The sequence below is a fragment of the Maribacter sp. BPC-D8 genome, from assembly GCF_035207705.1.
Lineage (GTDB): Bacteria > Bacteroidota > Bacteroidia > Flavobacteriales > Flavobacteriaceae > Maribacter.
This window is the reverse complement of sequence record NZ_CP128187.1, coordinates 2,220,807-2,243,885: the sequence shown is the minus strand read 5'-3', so window position 1 is coordinate 2,243,885 and position 23,079 is coordinate 2,220,807. Positions and strand designations below refer to the sequence as shown.

At 29.8% G+C, this 23,079-nt stretch carries 17 protein-coding genes; all 17 read right to left on the bottom strand.

The window, feature by feature from the left end; genetic code table 11:
• Positions 1 to 267: 267 nt before the first annotated feature.
• Entirely contained in the window at positions 268 to 963 is a 696-nt protein-coding gene (locus QSV08_RS09905) for a hypothetical protein (protein ID WP_324028220.1), read from the bottom strand.
• A 312-nt stretch (positions 964 to 1,275) separates the two neighbouring features.
• Positions 1,276 to 3,006: a hypothetical protein gene (locus QSV08_RS09900; RefSeq protein ID WP_324028219.1), complete on the bottom strand. Its 1,731-nt coding sequence runs from the start codon at positions 3,004 to 3,006 to the stop codon at positions 1,276 to 1,278.
• A gap of 17 nt (positions 3,007 to 3,023) precedes the next feature.
• Positions 3,024 to 5,303, bottom strand: a complete 2,280-nt coding sequence (locus QSV08_RS09895) for a hypothetical protein (protein WP_324028218.1) — start codon at positions 5,301 to 5,303, stop codon at positions 3,024 to 3,026.
• On the bottom strand, positions 5,300 to 6,319 hold the full coding sequence (locus tag QSV08_RS09890; RefSeq protein WP_324028217.1) for a hypothetical protein: 1,020 nt from the start codon (positions 6,317 to 6,319) through the stop codon (positions 5,300 to 5,302). Before QSV08_RS09890 ends, QSV08_RS09895 begins: the two co-directional genes overlap by 4 nt.
• Before the next feature lie 82 nt (positions 6,320 to 6,401).
• Positions 6,402 to 7,652 (bottom strand): DKNYY domain-containing protein, encoded by a 1,251-nt coding sequence (locus QSV08_RS09885; RefSeq protein ID WP_324028216.1) that lies wholly within the window; start codon positions 7,650 to 7,652, stop codon positions 6,402 to 6,404.
• A gap of 28 nt (positions 7,653 to 7,680) precedes the next feature.
• Complete coding sequence (locus QSV08_RS09880; RefSeq protein WP_324028215.1) at positions 7,681 to 9,339, bottom strand: DUF6892 domain-containing protein; 1,659 nt, start codon at positions 9,337 to 9,339, stop codon at positions 7,681 to 7,683.
• A gap of 145 nt (positions 9,340 to 9,484) precedes the next feature.
• A complete protein-coding gene (locus tag QSV08_RS09875; RefSeq protein WP_324028214.1) occupies positions 9,485 to 10,756 on the bottom strand; it encodes a hypothetical protein in 1,272 nt (423 codons plus the stop codon).
• 5 nt (positions 10,757 to 10,761) lie between these two features.
• Positions 10,762 to 15,012 carry a WGR domain-containing protein gene (locus tag QSV08_RS09870; protein WP_324028213.1) on the bottom strand — a complete coding sequence of 1,417 codons (4,251 nt, stop codon included), beginning with the start codon at positions 15,010 to 15,012 and terminating at the stop codon, positions 10,762 to 10,764.
• A 112-nt stretch (positions 15,013 to 15,124) separates the two neighbouring features.
• Positions 15,125 to 16,078, bottom strand: a complete 954-nt coding sequence (locus tag QSV08_RS09865; protein WP_324028212.1) for a toxin-antitoxin system YwqK family antitoxin — start codon at positions 16,076 to 16,078, stop codon at positions 15,125 to 15,127.
• Positions 16,079 to 16,478: 400 nt separating this feature from the next.
• Positions 16,479 to 16,889 (bottom strand): hypothetical protein, encoded by a 411-nt coding sequence (locus QSV08_RS09860; protein WP_324028211.1) that lies wholly within the window; start codon positions 16,887 to 16,889, stop codon positions 16,479 to 16,481.
• A gap of 51 nt (positions 16,890 to 16,940) precedes the next feature.
• Positions 16,941 to 18,026 (bottom strand): hypothetical protein, encoded by a 1,086-nt coding sequence (locus QSV08_RS09855; RefSeq protein WP_324028210.1) that lies wholly within the window; start codon positions 18,024 to 18,026, stop codon positions 16,941 to 16,943.
• Between the two features lie 69 nt (positions 18,027 to 18,095).
• Entirely contained in the window at positions 18,096 to 18,755 is a 660-nt protein-coding gene (locus QSV08_RS09850; RefSeq protein ID WP_324028209.1) for a sterol desaturase family protein, read from the bottom strand.
• 75 nt (positions 18,756 to 18,830) lie between these two features.
• Positions 18,831 to 19,091: a hypothetical protein gene (locus QSV08_RS09845; RefSeq protein WP_324028208.1), complete on the bottom strand. Its 261-nt coding sequence runs from the start codon at positions 19,089 to 19,091 to the stop codon at positions 18,831 to 18,833.
• A 26-nt stretch (positions 19,092 to 19,117) separates the two neighbouring features.
• On the bottom strand, positions 19,118 to 20,476 hold the full coding sequence (locus QSV08_RS09840) for a hypothetical protein (protein WP_324028207.1): 1,359 nt from the start codon (positions 20,474 to 20,476) through the stop codon (positions 19,118 to 19,120).
• A 377-nt stretch (positions 20,477 to 20,853) separates the two neighbouring features.
• Positions 20,854 to 21,672, bottom strand: coding sequence for a hypothetical protein (locus QSV08_RS09835; RefSeq protein WP_324028206.1), 819 nt, complete (start codon positions 21,670 to 21,672; stop codon positions 20,854 to 20,856).
• A 65-nt stretch (positions 21,673 to 21,737) separates the two neighbouring features.
• Positions 21,738 to 22,265, bottom strand: coding sequence for a hypothetical protein (locus QSV08_RS09830; RefSeq protein WP_324028205.1), 528 nt, complete (start codon positions 22,263 to 22,265; stop codon positions 21,738 to 21,740).
• Positions 22,266 to 22,797: 532 nt separating this feature from the next.
• Positions 22,798 to 22,992 (bottom strand): hypothetical protein, encoded by a 195-nt coding sequence (locus QSV08_RS09825; protein ID WP_324028204.1) that lies wholly within the window; start codon positions 22,990 to 22,992, stop codon positions 22,798 to 22,800.
• Positions 22,993 to 23,079 lie beyond the last annotated feature (87 nt).

The window sequence follows — 23,079 nt, the reverse complement described above, 5'->3', positions numbered from 1 at the left end:
TACTAAATGATAATGGTTCTCTATAACCTTAATATGTTATTAATATTTCTTTTTAGCAGTAAGCAATTTATATGCGTAGTGTATTAATTTACAAGTGTAAAAATGAGGTGGAACATTAGCTTTTTAAATATCAAAAACAGTGCAAAAAGTATATATTGAATAATGAGAGCTAGTAAGAATTGTTCGCAAACCCATTCTTTCTAAATACTGATAATAGATTTTAGATAACTTGACAAATGTGTATTTGTTATTTTTTGACACCTTTAGTTAGTCTTTTCTTTTCACCATATACGTTCCTGCGCCATCGGCATAATTGCTAACAGGTTTAAACATTATAAAAGACACTTCTGTTTTATTTCTAAAGCGTTCTGGAATAACTAAATGATATACTGTAGCATATTCTTTTTGTGATAAAGCACTTTTCAACATTGTGTTTTTAAATTTTAAAACTTGATTTCCTTTTTCTAATTGAAAATAACCTGTGCCCTTAAATGACCTCGGAAAAGGGGTGCTAAACAACCCGGTATTGATAGTTTCATGTACCCATTCTTTTCTAAAAAACATGGTGTTAATCGTAGCTCCTGGTTTATCATCGCTTTTATATATTTTTTCATGTTCTTTCAACTCACTCCAACCTCCGTAATAAGAATAACGTTTGTTTTCATAGTCTCTTAAGTAAACTAGGTTTGTTCTGTCTGATCCTGCGAATTCTAAAATTGCTTCAGCATCTTTGTTCGTATTGTTTTGTGAGTTAACTACTTTTCCTTTTGCATCGATTATTTGGAATGAAGATCCGTCTTCAAGTATAAAAAAATTGTGCAACGTATCGTACATTACATTACAATATTGGTAATCGCTCATTTGCTTAATTTCATAACTATCAGTAGTTACGCCGTCTTGTAAAAATGGATATTCTTTAAACTCTTTATCTTCAAATATTGAAGCTGTAGAAATTTTTGCCATTGTGCATCTATCTATAATTAACACTATAAATACTGTAAGTACGAGATAGATCATTTTTTTATTTTTCATTTTACCACTTCAATGATTTCTACTTATTTTCTCTGAATTAAAAGGCAATTTTAACAACTTATATTATTGCTTCTAAGCTATGTATAATAGGCTAAGAACCTTTTTGTATATTATATATTGCCATAAAATGTGATTTTATTGGTATTCGTAACCATCTAATTTATAAGCGTAAAACTTATTTATAAGAAAATAGATTTTTCTATATAAAGGTGAAGGGATAAGTTGAAAAAAAGACCAAGATTTTTAAAAAGTGGCACTGTGTTTTTTTGATTTCAATAGTCTAAATATTAAATACTGAATTATAAAAAATACGGGTAGAACAACTACAGCCCCAAAAATAGCAAACAAAGCCATTATTTCTAATGCCGATTCTTTACTATCTTGTAGTACGGTAAACACGGTAGAAAGAATATAGAAAATAGCGAGCGTATCTAAAAAGCTAACTATAATTCTAACTATAATATGGTTTATTTTTTTTCTGTAAAAAATAGAAAGTGCTAGTATTGCACTACTTAGTAAAAGCAAAATATAAGGAATGCTACCAAGTAGCCGGGCTTCTGCTTTTCGTTCGTTTAAGACGGACTTTAAAATTTCACCTGCTGTTTTATTATTGTTACTTTTTATGGATGCATCTACACCTAGATTTTTGAAAAAAGTAAATTGTTCTTGGTTGCCAGTCTGAGCTGCATGGTGTAATATGGTTAAACCATCTTCATCTTTAAAATTTAAATCTACAGGATACAATGAAACAAAATATTTAAAAGTTTTTTGACCATCATCACCAAATGTATATTTTGCAAGCTCTAGTAAGGTCTCTTTATTTTTTGTTGAATGAATATCTAAACCCTTATCGACTAATAACTGTACTGCAGATTCATTTTTTTTAGGGAATGTGTTTAAAGCATGAATAGCGCTCGCATAAAAATGATTTAATTTATCCTCTTGTTGTAATGATTCATCTAGTGTGAAGATATATTTCATTAAATCTAAAGCATTACTGCCTATAGCTACTCGTAAGCAATGCTCTAACTCAAAATCACCTTGTCTTGAACTATTTGTATTAGGTACATAGCCATGTTTAAGAACAGTTTGAAACTTTTTTAAAACTGTTTCTTTTGATGCATTGTTAACGACCAGATATAGGTACTCTTCATTATTAATGTCAACAACTTGCGCTAAAAGAGAATCTAGCTTTGTAACCTCTTCTAGTCGCATTGATTTTATTATTTTTCTTGTTAAAAAAATATCATCTGCTGTTTTATTATTAGTATTTTTTATGGATGCATCTACCTCTAATTCTTTAAAAATATGATAAATACTATCTGAAGCATTTCGAGCAGCTTGATGCAAAATCGTTTCTCCATTAGGGTGCGTATTATTTAAATTAATACCCATAGATGCCAATTTCTTAAATGCAGTTATGGCTTCTTTTTCCTTATACCCTTTGTAACAATCTTTGGCAAATTTAAATACATACTGTTCTGTGCGATAGCTTTTTAGGTCTATATCTAAATCTATAAGCGTTTTTAATGCCGAAGGTTCTGTAAGTGGGTTTTCTTTAAGTTCGGTATAGGCTCTCTGAAAAATTTCAGCTTGGTTATCCTTATAATCATTCTTAATATTCCATTCTGGTTGGGTTGCTAAAAAGGTGATAACCGCAGTATTATTGCTAACTATAGCAGAATAAAAAGCGGTTAAATACTCATATTCATCTTGCTTATAGCCGCTTTTTAATAGAAGATTATAATTCTGTTTTACATCTTCTATGTTCGAATTTAGGGATGCCTTGTAAAGGTAGTTTTCGGTGTTATCTAATAAAGCACCTTTTTTTATTAAAGTGACAACTTGACTATGCGTACCATTTTCTAAGGCTTGTGATAAATCATTAGATTTATTTTGCCCTACCATAATTTGGCTCGCAAAGAATAATACTACCAGAATATTTTTAAGTTGTGCTACTTTTTTAAAACTCATTTTGTCTGTTTAATGAACTACTGCGCTGTATACAACTTAAAATAACTACACTCATCAATAATCATATCATAGAAATCGGTTGATGAATATTCTTCTTCTAAAGTTTTGAAGCTTTTATATTGAGGCAATTTAAATGTATAATATTCATTCTCTTTTACCTCAAAAGTTTCTGAAGCGCCTACATTATAAAAACGATTTAATTCGCACTTTGCCATTAAATATAAACACCGTGCATTAAGCTCTCTATCCGTAGAAAGGTTAATGGTATTTTGATAATACTGCATGGCAACAGAACTCATGTCAAAATAGTTTTTGTCATGTAGAAATATTGTAGATAAATTATAGTTTTCTTTATTTTTAATTATGGCATCTGCTTCCTTAATTTGATTGTTATAGGTGTAACTATAACTGCAGCAGTTCGAATTACTAGTTAAGAGTCCTCTATAATACCCAGTGTTGGAAATGTTGAAGTAATAATTACCTAAAAGATAATTGGCGAGTTTAACCTTCCATTGTTTTTCGTCTTGCCTTAATCGCTCTAAAGCAATTAAATTTTCGGCTAGTTGTTTTCTGCTAAATGTAGTGGTGATAAATGGGAAGGCTTTATACACTTCATCTGCCATAACCTCACTTTCTACACAATCAAAACATTCTTTTATGTTGTTACTGAAAATTAATGCAGGTATTGATTTCTCGCCTACATACGTTTTGTTTTTATTAAAAAACACTAATGCTTGCGTAGGGTTTTGTTCATATAAATAATACACCCCTTTTTGGTAATTTATGTAGTCTAAATAATCAACACCTTTAGTTGTGTTAGCATTAAGTAGCTGCTTTTCATAATTGCTTTTATCAGGCTTTAGATAAAACTTCTCTAAATCATTTAAAAGTTCTAATGACTGAATTTTGTTTGTATTTTCTATAGTATTATGGACTAGAAATGCTTTAGCAATTTCACCATTGTTTAAATAGGTATGTGCTATTTTGTCTAAAATGATTAAACGCCAATCTTCTGCACTTTCATCTTTCTTAATGGGGTTTTCTAGTAAAACTTTATGAATGTAATTTTCATTTTCTGGGCTAATAGTTTCCCAAGTGAATACCTCATAAACAATGTTTAATATTTTCTTTTGATCAGAGAATGTCTTTACTTCTTTTAATTTGTGCTTGGCTGCAGTAAGGTCTTTGTTTACAAAGGACAAATAAGAGCTAGCCATTCTCCAGAAATCTTTTTTCTTTACCCCCGAAGCTATTTGCTTTTCTGCTATCTGTAATAAGTTAGCATGTTTATTATTAGCTTTTAGATAAGGTAATTCCTTTTTATGCTCGTAACTATCGGTTTTCCAAACATCGCGTTCTACATTACTTAAGGCACGCATAAAAAGTAGTTCTACGCGGGCATCATTTGCGTCTAATGCAATAAATTTTTTGATGTTATTAATTTCATCTGAAAAATCTCGTAGGCTACGAATTAACAGTAGGTCTTTTTCATCTTCAATTCCCTTAGAATAATGCGCACCATCTACATTTTTAAATGTGCAAAAATTAAAGCTGTTAAAGGCAGATTTTTTTCTGTCTACACTCTTGTTAAGTACTTTGGTAAAGTAGTATGCGGCAATATCATAATTACCTGAAGAGTAATGACAACCTGCAACTTGGTCTAATATGTAATAATATATTTCATTTTTAGTTACTTTATTTTCAATCGTATTTTCAAAAAATACAATAGCATCACTATAATTTTTTGTGTAATGCAATGCCCTAATTATTTGGTAATAATACCTTGCTTTTAATTGTTCGTCGCTTATGGTACCTATTAGCGTATTCGCTTCGTCTACCAATTCTTGCGCATCTAAGGTCTCATATTCTGACCTTAACAAAGCCGCATCATAGTCCCAAGTACTTACTGCGCTTCTATGAGAGAATACCTCACTACATTTTTGAGCAAATTCTAAATAATTTTTAACATCATTTTCTAAAGCCGATTTTTTGTTTTCCCAATCAAAATCAGGATAATTATAAACCGCCATCTCTATCTCTTTAGCAGTCCAGTTGGTAAGAATGCTTCCCCAAAGTTTTACATTTCCTTTTGGGTAGACTTTTTTAGCGTTTGCATCATAGTAATAATGCTCTTCATAAAAATGGTTGTATTCATCACGCAAAAAAGGATAGAATTCTTCTGCAGAAATATTAGTTTGTTTAAATAGGTTATAAAAGCCACCATACCATTCTCCGCCACCACAAGCTAGGGTAATTGATGTGAAAAACAGCGTTATTAATGTGAGTATATTTTTCATAATTCGGTTATTATTTTTTCTAAATCTAAGCTGTTCAAAGCATTGTCATCTAAATGATAAAAGATGACATCATCAATATTCAACTTGCTATTTTTTACTGTTTTATACGATGTAATAATCTCTTTTTCAGAAAGTTCTTCTAATTTTAGGTTATAGCCTTTACTTAAGTAAAATCCTTTATACAAAGTATCTTTTAGAATAGAAAAATTAGTCTCGTCTACTTTTTTAAAATGACTATCATGCTCTAAAATAGAACGTTCTGTATCTTTTATTATTTTTATTTTGTTTGATGTGTTTGTTACAATTGTCTGTGAAAAAAGAGGCAACCCAAGGCTTAGTTTTAAAGGGTAACTGGTATCTGTATTTATATATTTTTGAACGATGCTGTTTTCTAAAATTGAATTCTCTTTTTTACTTTTTAAGTCTCCAATATTATATAACATTAATGTTCCTGATTTTACTGGTGGAATACCCGTTTGCTTCTGAAATTTTATTTGATGTAGCCTAATGGTTGTTGATACTTCAAATTCTTCATTCATTAATTTTAAAAACTCAAAATAGGCATTCTTTGTAGTCTGTGTCCAATCACAATCAATCTGAATTGTGCTTATTTCTTTTTGAAACTGCTTTTCACTAATTTGATTAATTAGTTTGGTTGTACGCTCAGCTAAACCTTGAATATCAATTTTATCTTTGAACACTTGATTTGTAATATATACCACAGGTACAATATCAAAATCATGATACGCCTTATCTACTTGTCTCAATAGGTAATTAGGATAAATACCATCGTTTTGCAAATCATTTTCGTCTACCAAATTAAGATCAAAATAATGTAAGTAGACCTTCTTGCTTTCTGCTATTGTTAATGCTTCTTTATACGTTTCGTTATAGGTAGCTTTTGCTTTCCAATGGTAAAATGATATACTTTTGGTTTCATTCGTATTAGAACAACTATAGAATAGCGTAGCTACTATAAATAAGAGAAATAATACTTTAAAATTTCCTGTTTTCATTACTCTAATTTATTTTGCTAGTCGGTATATTATTTCTCAATTTCTAAATTCACCCCATGATTATCTAGAGCACTAATTTTCTCTATTCTTTTTTTCGAATAATTAATTCTAAATTATTGCTAAAATTGCCATATTCATAGTTTTTATCTGCCATAACAAATGTTACGCGTTCTATATCTATAGGTTCTTCTAGTATTTGAAAGGAATTATAATCTGCATTTTTGATTATTTTATTTCTATAAAATATATGTTTATCATCTTTAGAATATTCATATTCAATTACTTGAAAAGAATTTACATTGGCTTCTTTAATTAAATCACCTTCGTAATAGACATGCTTTTTATCTACTATATAACGATCCTTACACGTATTACATTCTAATACTTTCGCTGTTTTTGAGTCTAGCCCCTTTAATATAGTGCTATAGTTGCCAGCTACATGATACATCTGATTTTTATCTTCAGCCAATTGAAAATTTATAAATTTAAAACTTGGACCATGACTTTCTGGTATTAACTTATTCTTTTGGTACACGCCATTTTTATCTGCTGTAAATAATCTTTGTGCTTGGTTAAGTACCCTAAAAGTAGGAGCATCTCTTCGACTTAATTTATGCCCTTGATGAAAAACATGTAAACTGTCTTTTGCATATTTTTTAGTCATTTCTTTAAAAGTATTGGGGTCCGCTCCTTTTACCTTAAAAAGTACAGCCTCTTTTTTTAAATAATAAGTGGTGCCAGAACGATAGGTGTCATGATACATTACCGAATCTTCTAGTACTTCATAATTTATAAAGCCTTTTTTTTGATTTTTTAGATATTTCAAATCATCATCATTTGGGATACTATATTCTGTGCCATTTAGCATTTTTTTATTGTATTCTTCTAAGGTTACCGATTGCCAATAAAATTCACCAAACCACTTAAAGAAATACCTGTTATCAATAAATTGGTCATATTTTGTTACAATAGAATCTTTGTATCTAGGTATAGTATCATTAGCCGCTTGTTGGTAAGGAACACTTTTCTTTTCAACATAATTTATGTAGACAGTATCTTCGCTAAAAAGAAGATTTTTTGGTACCGCACTGCCTTTGTCTTGCCAGATTACTTCATTATCATTTATAGTACATTGGTAGTTGTAACTATATGTGCTACTGTACTCGTGATTAGAAAAAATACCTTTACGTGAGTCAGTTTTTTCTGTTTTTTGTACTTTCAAAAGTTTGTTTTTGGCAAGTTGCTTACTGGTTACGTTGGTATTTAGTTCTGTATCAGTAGTACAAGAAATCAGTAAAAAAAGCGAAACTATTAAGCTAAAAAAATATTTCATTTTGTTTATATAGGTAATATTGAATAGATTAATCTTCTTCTTTTTCTAAAAGAACCTTCTTATGTTCTAAAGCCTCCATCATTTTTTTACTAGGATTACTATTTTCAAGCCCTATTATTTTTTTAAGGTTGGGTAACAAAGCAAAATCTTCTATGGCTTTGTTTGTAAGCTTAAAGACTTCATCTCCACAACCAGGATCCCAAAAAGGCTGTAGGTTATACATAAACTCAGAACCACCACCTAAACCACTATCTTGATATAGTGTGTGTACTTCTGCTAATAATTCTATTGGAATATCTAAATTCTTAAAATACTTTTTCACTTCTGGTATTACTTCATACCCTTCATCTTCAATATCTATTTCTCTTTTAGCATACTCTTGAGCAAAGTGTTGTATATCGAATTTTGGTTTTAGTAATTCTTGGTTATACATTAACTCTTCAATCACCAAATACTTAAGGTGTAAGTCTTTAAATGCTATGCTTGGTTTTTGGCTAAGGTCATACACTTTTGGTCTATTTGCGTAAGTAGTAACTTCTTGTAATAGCTGCGCTAAAATTTTTGTTTTAGGGTGCTTAGGAAATGCTGCTATCAAAATTTCTATGCTTTTAGAAATAGACTGTGATATCGCTACTCTACGTACTGCTGTAGTCCAACTTTTGGCGTATTTGGTATCGAAATTGGTTTCAAGTTCCGATAATTCTTTCTCGTATTTGGTAATTACCTTAGTGTCAAATTGGTGCTTTTTTAGGTTTGCTAAATGTTCTATTGTTTGCTTTTCTTGGTGTTCTTTAGATGTGATATCTAAATTCATGAGCAATACTTCTTCTATTAAATATGCAACTTGACCATCTGAAAAATCACTATTTTCTAATGCAAGATTTAAAATTTTTGGAGTGTTTTTGTAAATGGAATCACTAGGTTTCTCATATCTTCCAAACAACTTGGATGAAAAGTCATAATTATGCTTAACCTTATTGGTGACAAAAAACTGTAATAAATCAGCACAAGTTTCTACTAGATTCTCCGTGTTATCTTTAAGAATTGACATAATTAAACCAAAGTTATTTTCAGGAAAAGCCTTCATGAATTCTGGAATAACTGTCGCAATTTCTCTTCTATCTATATCAAATTGTTCAAGATGCCCTTTGTTATAACTATTGCGGGTATGGTAAAAATATAAGTTGATTAAGTTTTCAATCAAACTACCTAAATTGTCACTATGAAGCTTATCGACTATTGTAAAGTTTTCTTTTGTTATTAAAGTTTTAATTACTGCCAATAGGCGCTTGTGATAATTTAATAAGACCAATGAATTTAAGCCATAATCGCTATTTGAAACTAACTCTGTATATTTAAACAGCGTTTTTACTTCCTTTAAATTAGACCAATCTACACGCTCTAACCAATTTAGTAATAAAGCATATACCTCATTTTCAAATGTAAAATCATTATCTCTTTTGGTACGACATTCCGTCCAATCTTCAATTAAACCACGTTCATACAATCGCTCAATATCGTCTTGATTCTGTTTAATGATAACCTTCCAGTTTTGACGAATAGCTTGGTAACTGGTTCCCTTTATTTTTTTACCTAATGTTGCCTTATCCTTATTCTCAAAATCAACTTCTTTAAGTTGGGCTATATTCTTCAGTAAGGTTTCATTTTCTGTTAGGGGTAATGCCATTTTATATCCCTTTTTAAAGGTTTTTATATTTGTTTTTAGACCCTTCATAAAAAACCTAATAATTAAAACAACTACAAGTAAGACCAAGAAGATGGTCGTTAAAAATATAGGTGTTGATATGGGTTTAAAAAGTACAATCATAGTGCTAAGTCCATTGCATTGAGTATCCACTTATTTTATCCTCATCGCACCAAAAAGCATAACAAATTCCGCCACTACCAAAATACAATTCATCACCATTAGTATCTGGCACTGCTGTATCTAGTTGTAGTAGAAAGTTCATTTTTTCTTTACACTTAGGGCAGGTTAAAACTTCTGCACTTTGAATCCAGGTAGGTTCTCCTCCAATTCTAAATAAATTTTCTCTACTATTAGCACTTCCCCAAAATTGGTATTTCCATCTTTCGGGAGTAACTGCTAGCTTTATTGTGGTTGGTTTTATTGGTAGATCTATGCAGTCTTCAATATTATGCAGATCTCCTATTAATTGAGGTTTTCCTAAGTTATTATGTTTATAATAAACATTTCCGTACCCTTCATTTATCTCATTAATATGTAACCCTAGTGTTAACTCAGTTAAATCTGATATACCCAATTCTTTTAGTATTGTACTTAATGTAATGATATGGGTAAGCGGATTGTTTTCATCATTAGTAATTGCACCTCCAAAATTGTAACTATTATTTTCTGAATTCAAATACCATGTAGGATGCTTCTTAAAATGAATGGGCTTTTTATTTAAAAAATAATTTGTTTGAAAATTAATATGGCGTACTTTTTTAGAACAATAACGTGTTATTTTATTCTCTTTAATCGTATAACCTACATTTTCTAAACAAGCGATTAAATACCCATTTAAATCCTCATCATTAATATATTGAAAGAAATTATTCTCCTTAGTATACGAATAAACTTCTTCTATAATTTTTAAATTTCGAGTTTCTAATAAACAACTAAACAACTTTTCTTTTTCATGCTTTTTAGTTTTTGCAGCTATAAACTTATCCTTAAGAATAAGTGCTTTCTCAAATGGTAAATCGCGCCATGGATACTCAGAATAATAAGAACTTTCATTTGGCTTTAACTTAAACAAAACATCTAAATGTTGGTGAAGTAAATCTGGAAATTGCAGACTTGCATAAGCAATCACTTCAGCTGCATTATCGTTATCATTTTTTGATTGCTTAAGCGTATTTATTGCCAAAAGAATAAGATCTTTAAAATTTTCTTTTGTTACGTAACTAAGAGCATCATTAAAGAGTGTCGTGCTGTCTTCAAATTCAATCAAAAATTGTTTGCAAAATGAGAAGATTTCATTAGGTTCATCAAACAATTCAAAAAGGCGTTGGTACAAATTAGGTACTTGCCAACTGTGTTGTTTAAAATCTTCAATTAGTTTTTCTGATGGACTTTTCATATTACTTATATATTGTCGGTTTTTTTATACCCCTTCTTCAACTTCTGTGCAACCAACTTATCACCAGCTTTATAGCATTCTTGTTCAGTTTCAAAGCTTTTTTCTGATTCTCTGCCTTTCGTACCTACTTTACCATAGGTTACGTTAAAGGTGTCTCTGAAGAACGAAATCTCCCAAAACTTATGCGATTTCTCATCTTTAAATTCTAAATAAGTGTCGTGCTTGCCCTGTTCTATATATTCTAAAGCACTCTTGAATGCATCTTGTAATTCTTGATCTAGAGGGTCATAAAAGGTAGAAATATGTGCAAACTGCTTCATCCATTTTTTATCATTCAAATGTATTTTAAGCCATTCTTCTGCAAGCGGATTAGAACAACCATAAATAGAACGACACCCCTCTGCATGATACCCATATTTTAAAAACCATTCGCAAATGGTCTCTAACATAGTTTCTACCTGTTCCTTAGAAAATTTTAATACCGGATTTATTTTACTATCATATTCTTCTGAAAATAGGGTAGTGTAAACCGCATCGAGAATATGCTGGTTTTCTTTTGTTGGAGCCTGTTTTATCGTTTCTATTAAATAACTAAATATTTTAGGCTCATGTGCTGCTGTTAGAAAGAATTTTGCAGCTGCTTGTTTAGAATTTTGCCACATACTATCATTTCTGAAATCAGCTTCTGGTATCGTAAGCAGTGCTTGAGCAATCTCCATATTTGGGTCGTCATCACCTTTTACAAGTCTAGCAAAATCAGCTCCGAATATCTCTTTTCCAATGTCATGCCCAGACATTTCTATATAAATGAATAAGCGTAATAAAGCTTCTTTTTTATTGGTAATTTGAGAATTCCATAAATAAACAAAGTAGCGTTTTGCTAGTTCTGTGTTTTGAATATTAAGAGCTGTTTCTACTAAAGTTTCTGGTGTTAAGGTATCTAGTATTGCAACTATATTTTTATGATACTTTGGTTTTTCATCTGTTGGTGTGTTAAATCTATCATACCCCTCAAAAGCGGTATTTAGACTTTCTAACACCGTTCTTACTTCTTCTATATTTTCATTTTTTTCTCCTAATACCGCCTGTATATCTTGATATTCCTTACAGGTTTCATTGCCTTGAAAATAGAACTTGGCAACTTCTTTTAGTTTTGCTTTATCACTCACAAAATCGCGTACATCCCAAAGAAGAATCTCCCCAAATTGTTTTTTATGGGGTGTTTTAAAATGATTTCTATGCTCATAAAGTTCACTAATTAAAATATCAGCATACTTGGTTTTATCTTTATTAGATGTGTTTGGGTTAAAAGCAAAAATGTAAGACAGCAACGGAATGTCTTTATCTTCCTCTTTAATAAGTTTATCAAAAGCATCCCAGTTGCCACATTTATTTAGGTTGTTTTTCAACCAACGCATACGAACTACTAAATTCTCTTCAACCTTTGGATAAATGGTTATAGATTTCCACCATAATTCTAAATTCTTAGGGTCATAGTTTTTATACACTTGTTCACGATATATCAAAAATGACCTCCGTTTTAAAAACAGATCTTTAAACTCATCTTTATTACCAGAACTACTATTACTAATTTCTAAATTATAAAAGGCATCTGTTTTTTTGAAAAAAGCCAATGGCTCTTTTAATATTTCTAATTTTTCAACTAAATTATTTTCTTCAATAAGCTGTACCACTTCATGATAACGCGCGTCTAAAGTAGCTCCAAAATGGTTTAACCAATACAAGGCTAAATGTGGGTCTTCATTAAATACTGCTTTTTCTTTTTGGTAGGTAGCATCGGTGTTTTCAATTTCAAAACTAACAGTTTTTCTATGTGCCCAATTCATATATAACATAGAGATACGAATATATCTATTCATTAATTCTTCGGCTGTAACCAATAATTTCAATGGCTTCTGCTTGTAATCAATTTTAAACTCGGTCGGGTTTTTTACTTTTAATTTATAAATAGAATAATCTTCATGACTAACGCCATAAGTACCACTTTTACCACGTAAATCATTTACAACCCAATCGCCACCTCCTGGATAAATATCGTTTCCTTTTATTTCATTATCCTCTGATATACTTAACATTTCGCAGCCTGCATACTCAGGATAAAAATATCCCCAATCTTGCATTCTGTTTTCAAACTTATGCTTGTAATACTCGTCTAAATCGGTTTTAGTATTTTCTATTTTATCTTTTAAAAATGGGGCATTAGTGCTTAGTAACTTATAAATTTCCTCTTCATCCCATTCTAAAGAGTTGTAACTGCCTTTTTTAATAATGGCTTTGTTGGTAATGGCAGTACTATAAAATGAAACATCATATTCGTATTTGAAATTAGATTTTATATCTGGTGCGTCTTTTTGTTGGTGTAATAAAATGCCTGTTTTAGCATTTTCACCAATCAACTTATAATGTGATTTTGTTATATTTTCTACGGCAATATTTCCTTCAATATAAATGAAACCACAATTCCAATTTACAATAAGATTTTTGGCTTTTAAATCTCCTTTTATAATGATGTAATTGTCACTATTATCTTTAAAAAACAAAGTGCCATCTACAATTAAATCTCCCTTAACTACAATAATTTTCTTGTCTGAGTAGTTTTCGTTTTTACTGCTAAATATATAATCGCTTTTTACATGTTTACCTTCTTGATAGCTCAATTCACTTTCTATAAATTTATCAATATCATAACTTTTAGAAAGTCTGTCTTTCAATAAAGGGTCATTAATATATTTCTTTTTTAAATTTTTAATATCGCTATTATTTCCTTCTAAATAATGATTGGTATGTTTTAGAATGAAATTTATTTCATCTTTATAAAGTGTAGTGTTTTTGGTTTCATTTTCTTTAAGCCATAGTTGTCTTTCTGTGACATCTTTAAAAAATTGCCAATACAAATGGTTTATTGTGTTACCTCTAATACAAGCATAATTCTCAAACGCTTCAAATACATAAGCGTTGTAGTAATCATTATCTACAAAAGTTTCTATTTGTTTTTGCGTAGCTAATTCCGCTATTGTTTTACCACTAAATTGTTCAATAATAGTTGCAGTTTTAATAGCTTTCAAATTATTCTTATTAAAAGCTTTTACCTGTTTATTGCCAAAATCTTTTTTATCTGAAGAATACTTTAATTCAATTTCTTTAGGCTTTTGTAACTTTTTATTTAGGTCTTTAAGTAAGAACGGTTTGGCGTACACATACCAACCTTCTTTTTTGTCAGTACAACACATAAATGCTACGAGCCACTCTTCTGGGTTTTCAGAAGTAGTATCTGCAAAAAAGTAGTATTTATTTTCTTCAATAATAGTATTAAAAAAAGCATCAATTTCTATTACTTCTTCTGGTACTTCAAAAGGGAATTTAGGAAAGCTCGCTTCTTCTTTTTCTGGTTTGTAAAAAAAGACAGGTTCTTTTACCTCTGCTTTAAACTGAGAATGAAAATCGTCTTCATTTATTGGTTCAAATTTTTCATCTTCTTTATAACTCTTTAAAAGATCATCAATCTCAGCAGTTTCTAATATGGAGTATGAGACTTTGGCATTAGTAATTGTATCTCCTGTAATTTTATAAATAATAAATTTAACACACTTTAAATCGTAATTAGTTGCTACATGAATATAACCGTTCTCATGCCTAAATAAACTCCCATCAAACACAGTATCTTTTGTGATGGGTTTTGCCAAACACAAACTGGTTAGTTGTTCTTCTGTTTGTGGCTCAAAACCTAGTGTAAAAAGCAAATTAAAATAAAAACGAAGTTCTCCGGTTATGTTTTGAAGTGATAGTTTGTCTCTCTCTGTTGCTACATAACCTAACATATAACTTTCTAATGTAGGTAATGTGGTGTTGTCGTTATCATCTTCAAGTTCACTAGAAATTCTATGTAGTTGAAACTCGCTATTATTATTTGTTAGGTGTAGTTTTATTAAACTACTATTAAGAATGCTTTTTTCATTTTTTTCAATAAAATAATGATCTTTATTTAATTCAAAATCATTTAGTAATTGGTCTGTTTTTTCTTGAATATCAGCAGTTACCTCAAAGAGTTCAAATCCTTTTGTAAGTAAATTATCTTGATATTTCTTATACTCTTTTTTATCAGATGCATCTTCACTATCAAAGTATTCCGTTTTTAATTTACGTTTAAATTTATCAATTTTAAAAGTCTCTAAATATTCACTTGCATCATTGATGAAAATGTAGCTCTTTTTGGTTTTATGCTTATATATTTTCATGATAGAATGTATTGCTAGTTTTTATTAATTGTACTTAAGATTAAATTCCAAATAAGAATGTATACTTCATAATCGTTATGTTATGGTCTTATTACTTGGTTGTCTCTAAAGCCTATTTATTTAATTTAGTTTTGATTTTTTTTATCAAATCGGTTGTATAGCTTGTGTCAAGATCGCTGGCTTCATTAGTTTTACCTAAGGCTAAAGATTCATTTGCTAAATCTAATGCTTGCTTGTAATTACCTGTTTTGTATAATAAAGCAGCATAGGTATCTGTGTTATAATAGTTTTTATCAAGTTCTATAGATCTCTTAATTAAAGTAATAGCTTCTAAAAGAAGTTCGCTATCGCTTTCATTTTCATAAATATTCCAAGCAATTTTGTTCAGTTCATCGGCAGAATCCCAGTTTACTTTTTTACCATTAAAATGGTTAATAGTTTTTCTTATTGTTCCGTCTTTAGAATAGAATTCTTTACTAATAAGTAAGCCTTTATAATATTTTTTTGTTGAATATAGTTTTCCGTTTGCATCAAAATATTGCCATTCTCCTGTCTTTAATTTATCGGCGAAGTATTCAATTCGATCTAACTTTCCATTGTCTTTATAATACGTTAGTTTGCCATTTTTATAGCCTTTACCATTTTTATAAATACTAGTTCTCATGAACATTCCATTATAATGGTAAAACTCCCACTTGCCGGTTTTTATTCCATATTTATCATAATCGCCAATTAATTTCAGTTGACCATTTTCATAATAATTAGATGCACGCCCTGTTATAATTCCTTTAGAATAATTTAAAATTTTCTTAAGTTTACCATTGTCATAATACTCTTTCCATTCGCCTTGTTCATTACCATTTTCATAACTACCTATATATTGTAATTCTCCGGTATTATAGTACCATTTCCATTCTCCTATTTTTTTTGAATCTTTTAATTCTCCTATATTTTTTAATTTACCATTTTCATGATAACTCTTAGATTCATGACCCATAGAATCGTAAACGACAACAGAAATTATAGATAAAGCAATTAAACCAATTATGTAGATTGTTTTTTTCATTAATATATTTCTACTTAGTTTAACTATTTAACGATAGATTATATTGTTTTATAACTAATACCAATTTGTATTTGATTATTCTATAATTGTTTGTTTCGATTTTTTTATTTTTTATCGATGCATCTACACCAAATTTTTTAAAAATATGATAAATACTATCTGAAGCATTACGAGCAGCTTGATGCAATATAGTTTCTCCATTCGGGTGTGTAGTATTTAAATTAATACCCAAAGAGGCTAATTTCTTAAATGCAGTTATGGCTTCTTTTTCCTTATACCCTTTGTAACAATCTTTGGCAAATTTAAATACATACTGTTCTGTGCGGTAACTTTTTAGATCTATACCTAAATCTATAAGCGTTTGTAATGCCGAGGGTTCTACAAAAGGATTTTCTTTAAGCTACGTATAGGCTCTCTGAAAAATTTCAGCTTGGTTATTCTTAAAATCATTCTTAAAATTCCATTCTGGTTGGGTTGCTAAAAAGGACATAACCTCTGTATTATTCTGGTCTATAGCGAAATAAAAAGCACTTAAGTACTCATGTTTAGCTGGTTTATAGCCGTTTTTTAATAAAAGACTATAATTCTGTTTTACATATTTTATATTAGAATTTAGGGTTGCGTAATGCAGGTATTCTTCAGAATTGTCTAATTCAGCACCTTCTTTTATTAAAGAAGCAACTTGGTTGTGTGTACCATTTTCTAGGGCTTCTGCTAAACTATTAGTTTTGTTTTGCCCAACAGCCATTTGGCTTACAAATAGTAAGGCAACAAGAAAAATTGTACGGTTTGTTATGGTTTTTGTATTCAAATTATTTTTTAAAGAATAATCATAGTATCATTAAACAGAAATTGTTTTTAGCTATAAAACATTCTTGGTTTCTTTTGGTCGAACTATGTATGTTCCTGCATCATCATGGCTATCCATATTACCCATGGGTTCGTATACAATAAAATTCACATCTGTATTTTTTCTAAACCGTTCTGGAACTGAAAAACAACTCAATTTAGACCATTGACGTTTTGATAAACCATGTTGAACCATACCTGTTTTAAAGTATAAAAACTCATCTCCCTTTTTTAGTTTAGAATATTCTGTTCCTACAAATGAAGCCGAACCTAATTGTGCTACCATTATGTTTACACGCTCATAGGTGTTATCTTTTGTGAAAAGCTCTGTAGTGATACTTATATATGGTTTTTCAATTGTGCTACTTACGACATCTTCTATATCATAATGTATTGAAGTTTTTTCACTAATAGGCTCTGATAGGGCATAAGAATACCTTTGGTTTTTATAATCTTTAAGAAATATAAGTTTTCTATATTTTTCAGGATACCGTTTCTTGTCAGGGTAGTAACCTTTATGTAAAATTAGCCACCATTCATTACCTCTTTTGATGTAAATGGGATATATATCGTCATTATTAGTAAACTTTTTACGGTACAATACCACATCTGCTTGTTGGTACAATTGAGAACTCAGTACAGGGTATTCTTCTGTGCTATAAATTATTTTAGTTAACTTTTGTTCAATCTTGTTTTTTGAGAAGTCGTAAACGAGACTGTCGGTTGCATTTCCTAAAATGTACTGAGATTGTTTTGGAGCAAACAACAAGCGCATACTTTCGTATATAGATAATGTATCTGATTTTGGGTATGCCAAGGATACAGAATTGATTAATTTACCTAAGGCATTAAATTTTTCTCCTTTATGTAAAAAATAATTATGAATCGTATCATACGTAATATTACCGCCATAATCATTTAGCCTTTTAATTTCATGCGTACTTGTTGACGCTACACCATTTAAATACGGATAAGCTTTGAACTCCTTACTTTTAAAAATAGCGGTTGGTGACAAATCGATTACTGTGCATCTGTCAATTATTAACAATGTTACTATAGCTAATATGATATAGCTTACTTTTTTTTTATTAGATATCATTGATTCTCTATTAAATTATAATAGCTTATTTGATAGTAAGCCACTCGATAATTATTTTGTGCGTTGTAATTAATTCTTAAAATACGTGCCAAAGATTTTATCCCAGATTACTGTATAAAACCCAAAATTACTATTACCATGTTGGTGGTGGGTTTTATGAAAAACATGATTACCAAATAACATGGGTTGCTTTGTAGCATTGGTATTTAAATGCCCAATTACTCCCAACGCCCAGTTTAGAAAGATAAATACCAAAAAGCTGTACAAATTAAGTTGTATGAATAGTGCACAAGCGGTTAAAAGCAAGCCGAAAAGTATAGATTCTGTTGGTGCCATTACATATAAACTGATTGCGTTAAAATATTCATGCGAATGATGCGTATCATGAAATTTTTTAAAAGGCCATACAAAGTGAGATACTAAATGAAGTAGATACATCACCAAATCGAAAGCGAAAAACAATAATGCAAAATCTAGTAAAAAATTGTCAGCCGTGGTAAATTGAATATTTCCATTTTTAAATAAGAAATAACCTGGTATAGCTACTAAAATATTAATTGCTACAACAATAATGCTATTGTATAAATCATGCTTTGTAAGCGCTAATGTTTTATGGTTGTAGACTTTAGACCAGGTATAGCTTATTGCAATTGTACATAAATACATGAGAATATTTGCTACAATTAAAATGCCCCAGAACAGAATAGGGTTATTTAATTTTTCTATCATTCTTCTTTTTGTGTTATAACAATTAAGCTATTGGTTCTATAATTAATTTAATAAAAACAGTATTCTTAATAATTCTTAATAGCGTTTTATTACCTGTATAATAAGCAACACTAATATGTCTATAACTACTGCTATTATTAAAGCCTTGAAAAATATTTTACCTTTCTTTTTCTTTTTTAAATAGACAAAAGATATTATTGAAATAACTCCTGCTATTAAAGCTGGATACATTACAAAAAATAATCCTCCATCACTAATCATTACTAAACAAATAATAAAAAATGCCAAAACCGCAATTAATAATATTTCTAAAAATATTTTTTTTATTTTATTCATAAAGGCAATTTTATTTTAATTAGTTTTTACCAAATCAATGGTTCAATATCTTGCCAAATAACCCAACGATTGGTTTCTTTTACATTCATATCTGTAACTAAGGTTTTATCTCTTTCTGTTGCTGTTAAATCAAACTTTATAATGTAACCTGAGAATGTGCCAATTACTAAGTGTGTTTTATCAGCAGAATAGTCCATACTCATAATAGTACCGCCAACATGCAAGTATGCTTTGTCTTCTGGGTTTTTTGGATTCGAATACCAGATATACCCATTATTCGAACCTAACAAATAACCGTCTTTAAAAGGAAGTATAGAGAAGACCCAAACATTATCATTCATAACGTCAAAACGTTCATCAAAGTCTTGGTGCCAAGAACTATTTGCTTCTATTGGTAAATGTTTTAAATCCATACCAATAACACTACTTTGCTGGTAATGACATGAACCTAAGGCTATATGATCTAAAGTATCATGAAAAGCTACGGTATGTGGGTATTCTGAACGTGCCTGAACTTTACCTGTTGTTTGAAAATGACCGTCTTTTTCTTCTAAAATAAAATGTTCACTAGATTGAAAACCAGTAGCTATTTTGGTATTGTCTGGTGATAATGCAGCGTGGAAATAATCTAAGTTGACTTCAAAAGTTTCGTCTTCATCATATTCTTCGTAGAAACTCTCTACAAAATGAGGAAGCATTTCTTGTGTTGGAAATACACATTCACTACCCTGACCACCAACTATGAAAATACCGTTTGTAGTAGCTAATAATACTCGTTTACCATCATTAAAAACAGTAGCGCTAAGAACAATAAGACCTTCTTTTTTAAATTTAGCTACGTTAATATTTTCAGTTGCTTTACCGTACCCTTTTGGATATTTGAAAATATGTATTGGTTCGGTATCCCAATCATTATAAACTTGTACTTCTTTTTTAGTAACCTTAACTATAAATTCTTTGTTTGCAGATATGCCTATAGCACGTATTCCTTTTTGCTTGGCTACTTTATTGTCTTCTAATAAATATACATTACCGTCTTCTAAATAAATATTGCCATCTGCACGAACTACAATTCTATCGTCTTTTAAAACAATAACTTGGTTTATACTTCTAGAGATTCCACCATAAAATTGCTCGAATGGTTCATATGCTGGCGGAAATAATTCACGTAGTTTTTTATGCTCACCATTCTTATTCAGTTCAATGGCTTTATGGTAAACTGCCTCTGCCATGTCTGCTCTAGTTTCATTTGGCTCTTCAGGACCTTCACCACCTTTGTAAATGGCATCTAAAAATGCATTTAGCTGATTTTTAAATTGTTCACCTTCTTTAATCCATCTTTCTGATAAAACTGTTGTAGCATCTTTTTTACTGAATAATCCCATAATTACTTCTTTATTGTAGTTATTGAACTTCTAAGAAAAAGGATTATTGCCAAGTATAACGGACTAATTTGTATTCGTATCTATTTAATTTATATATGTAGGTTTTACCTTAATTAAACAGCTTAAATTATTCGGTATATGAATAAAAGAATAACTTTTCCATTCTTTTGTATTCTAAATTTTTATTGAAAAAATAGTGTTTAGATAGAGTAGATTATCACCAGAAAATATTTTTGAATAACATTATTAGAGTCTATATTTTATCAAACATCTAAGTCTATACTAGTAGCATTTCGTTTTAGGGTGTAATAAAATCAATCATAAAAAGGAATGTATTTTCAGTAAATAATTTGCCTTAGAACATCTTCTAGCGATTATTATCTAAATTTTATAGCCTTATTATTCAATACATTCTCTTCCTTAAAAAAGTCTACAGACGAATTTTCTGTGAAATAATAATAATATTCAAAATTTTCATATTTAAGCCCCGTGTAATTATCTATTTCTATCGACCTAAGACTCATTTCTCTTAAACTTTCTCTAATACTATCATATTTCGTAATTCTTGCGTTTCCATATAGATTTAATTCTCCAAGTTTTATATGAATCTTAGCGTGTGCATAAGAATAACTACCCCCCTTAGAAGTACCTGTCTGATTTTCAGACTTCTCTATTTTAATTTTTGAATTCTTAAACGGTTTATAATACATAAATAAGCTATCCTCTTTCGTTAAAATACCAATAGGCTGTGCAACTCTCAACTTATTAATATCATGTTGCGTATTAGATCTTAATGAATTATAATAACTACGTATATAAAATAAAGTATCTTTTTTTGTGATAAAACAATAATCCTTAACTACATATTCTGGATCTATCTTCTTTTGCTTTAATTCTTCTCTTAAGCTTATTCCATTTACCTGTATACTTTGGTCATCTCTAATGGTCCTATCCGAAATTTCATGATATTCCATATTTTGTGTAGCACATTCTATTCTCTTATAAAAATAATTTATTGGGGGTATGGTTGTATCATACACTTTTTTCATTAATCGTAAACCCGTGATTTTATTATCAATTAATGGGTGATAAACAGTTTCTAACCCCTCGTATTTTGAACCATTATTCAATAGAATTTTAGTTAGGATACTACCCGCGATAACAATAAGAACAATTAGGAATATTTTTTTTAACATATTTTATATTTCTTTATAAAGAACAGCTCTAAAGCCTCTTTTAATTAAAAAGCAACTTAGTACTATTAATGGCTTTGAGCTTCTTTAAGATAGTCCTCAAAAATTTCATTGCAATCTTCAATTTTTTCAATGTTTTTAACATTAAAAGACCAATCATTCATATTCTTTACACTGACCCCTAAACCATCATCATTGCATTCATGCCACAGTTGAGTGAATTCAGTTTCTTTACTTTTGTTTGCTTGGTTAAGTATTCCATTAACGGAAAAACCGCGCATTGCTGAATTATAATATTTATATATTGAATATACAGGAATATCACCAGCCCAATATATTGGATTATGATTTGGAAATTCCATTTCAATGAGGTTTTCCTCATTCATCATTTCATCTTGTTGCTTTTCCTTAAAAAAATGTCCTTCATAAACAAGTTTCGTACCTGTTGGTACTTCTAACTTTTTTACAATTATTGGTTTGGTAGTCACATAATACGGATTGCTACGACCCACCTGTGTAAACAAAATAAAACCAATCAAAAAGAATAATAAAATTAAAAGAATTGTTGTTGGTATCGCCTTTAAAAGAGATTTCATAGCTTATTTTTTAGTATGCCGCGTTATGTGTAGTTCCTTATTTTCCTTCTGTTCTAGTCTAAAAAAAACGACCAAAAAGAACCTTTATTTCACTTTGGCTTTTAAAACCCTTAAAAATGTTTCTGCTTGATTTAATGGTGCTATTTCTATCATCATTATATCTCCACTTTTACTTGTTACTTCAATAATATCACCTTTCAAAAGATTCTTTTGAATACCTAAAATATTATCAATATTAATTGCCGTTGTTTGTATTTCTTTATTATGATGAATTAATCTAGAATTAGTAAGTAATACAGCCGCTGTAACATTTAAAGAAATAGAATAATCGTAATAAGTTGAAATGTTTTCTCCTTCTTCTAGTAACCCATATTACAGAATGCGTTCTCTACACTAAAAGAACATATATTTTTAATATAAATTTTCTCTAATTTGTATTCGTATCTATCTAATTTATATTTGCAATATTTTTATAGAAAAACTACATTTAAACGGGATGAAGCGGAGAATTTATATGCGTAATTTTTATAGGTTACTCTATAGCAAATAGCTTTAAAAGCTGTTCTTTAGTTACTTCATCTTGCCAAGTGAAACGCTCTCCTTTGTTGTATTTATAATAGCTATAAGTTCTGCTTTCTTTATCATATCGTATATGAACACCATCAAACATAGCCCTGTCTTTACTGATGCCTGTGGCAATACGTTTATTATCTATATAAGTATCCATAATCACTTCTCCATCAACAAATAACTCCTCTGGGTTTAGAAAATTCTTATAGGCAATTTTCTCTATATGGGTTAGTTTAGGAGCACA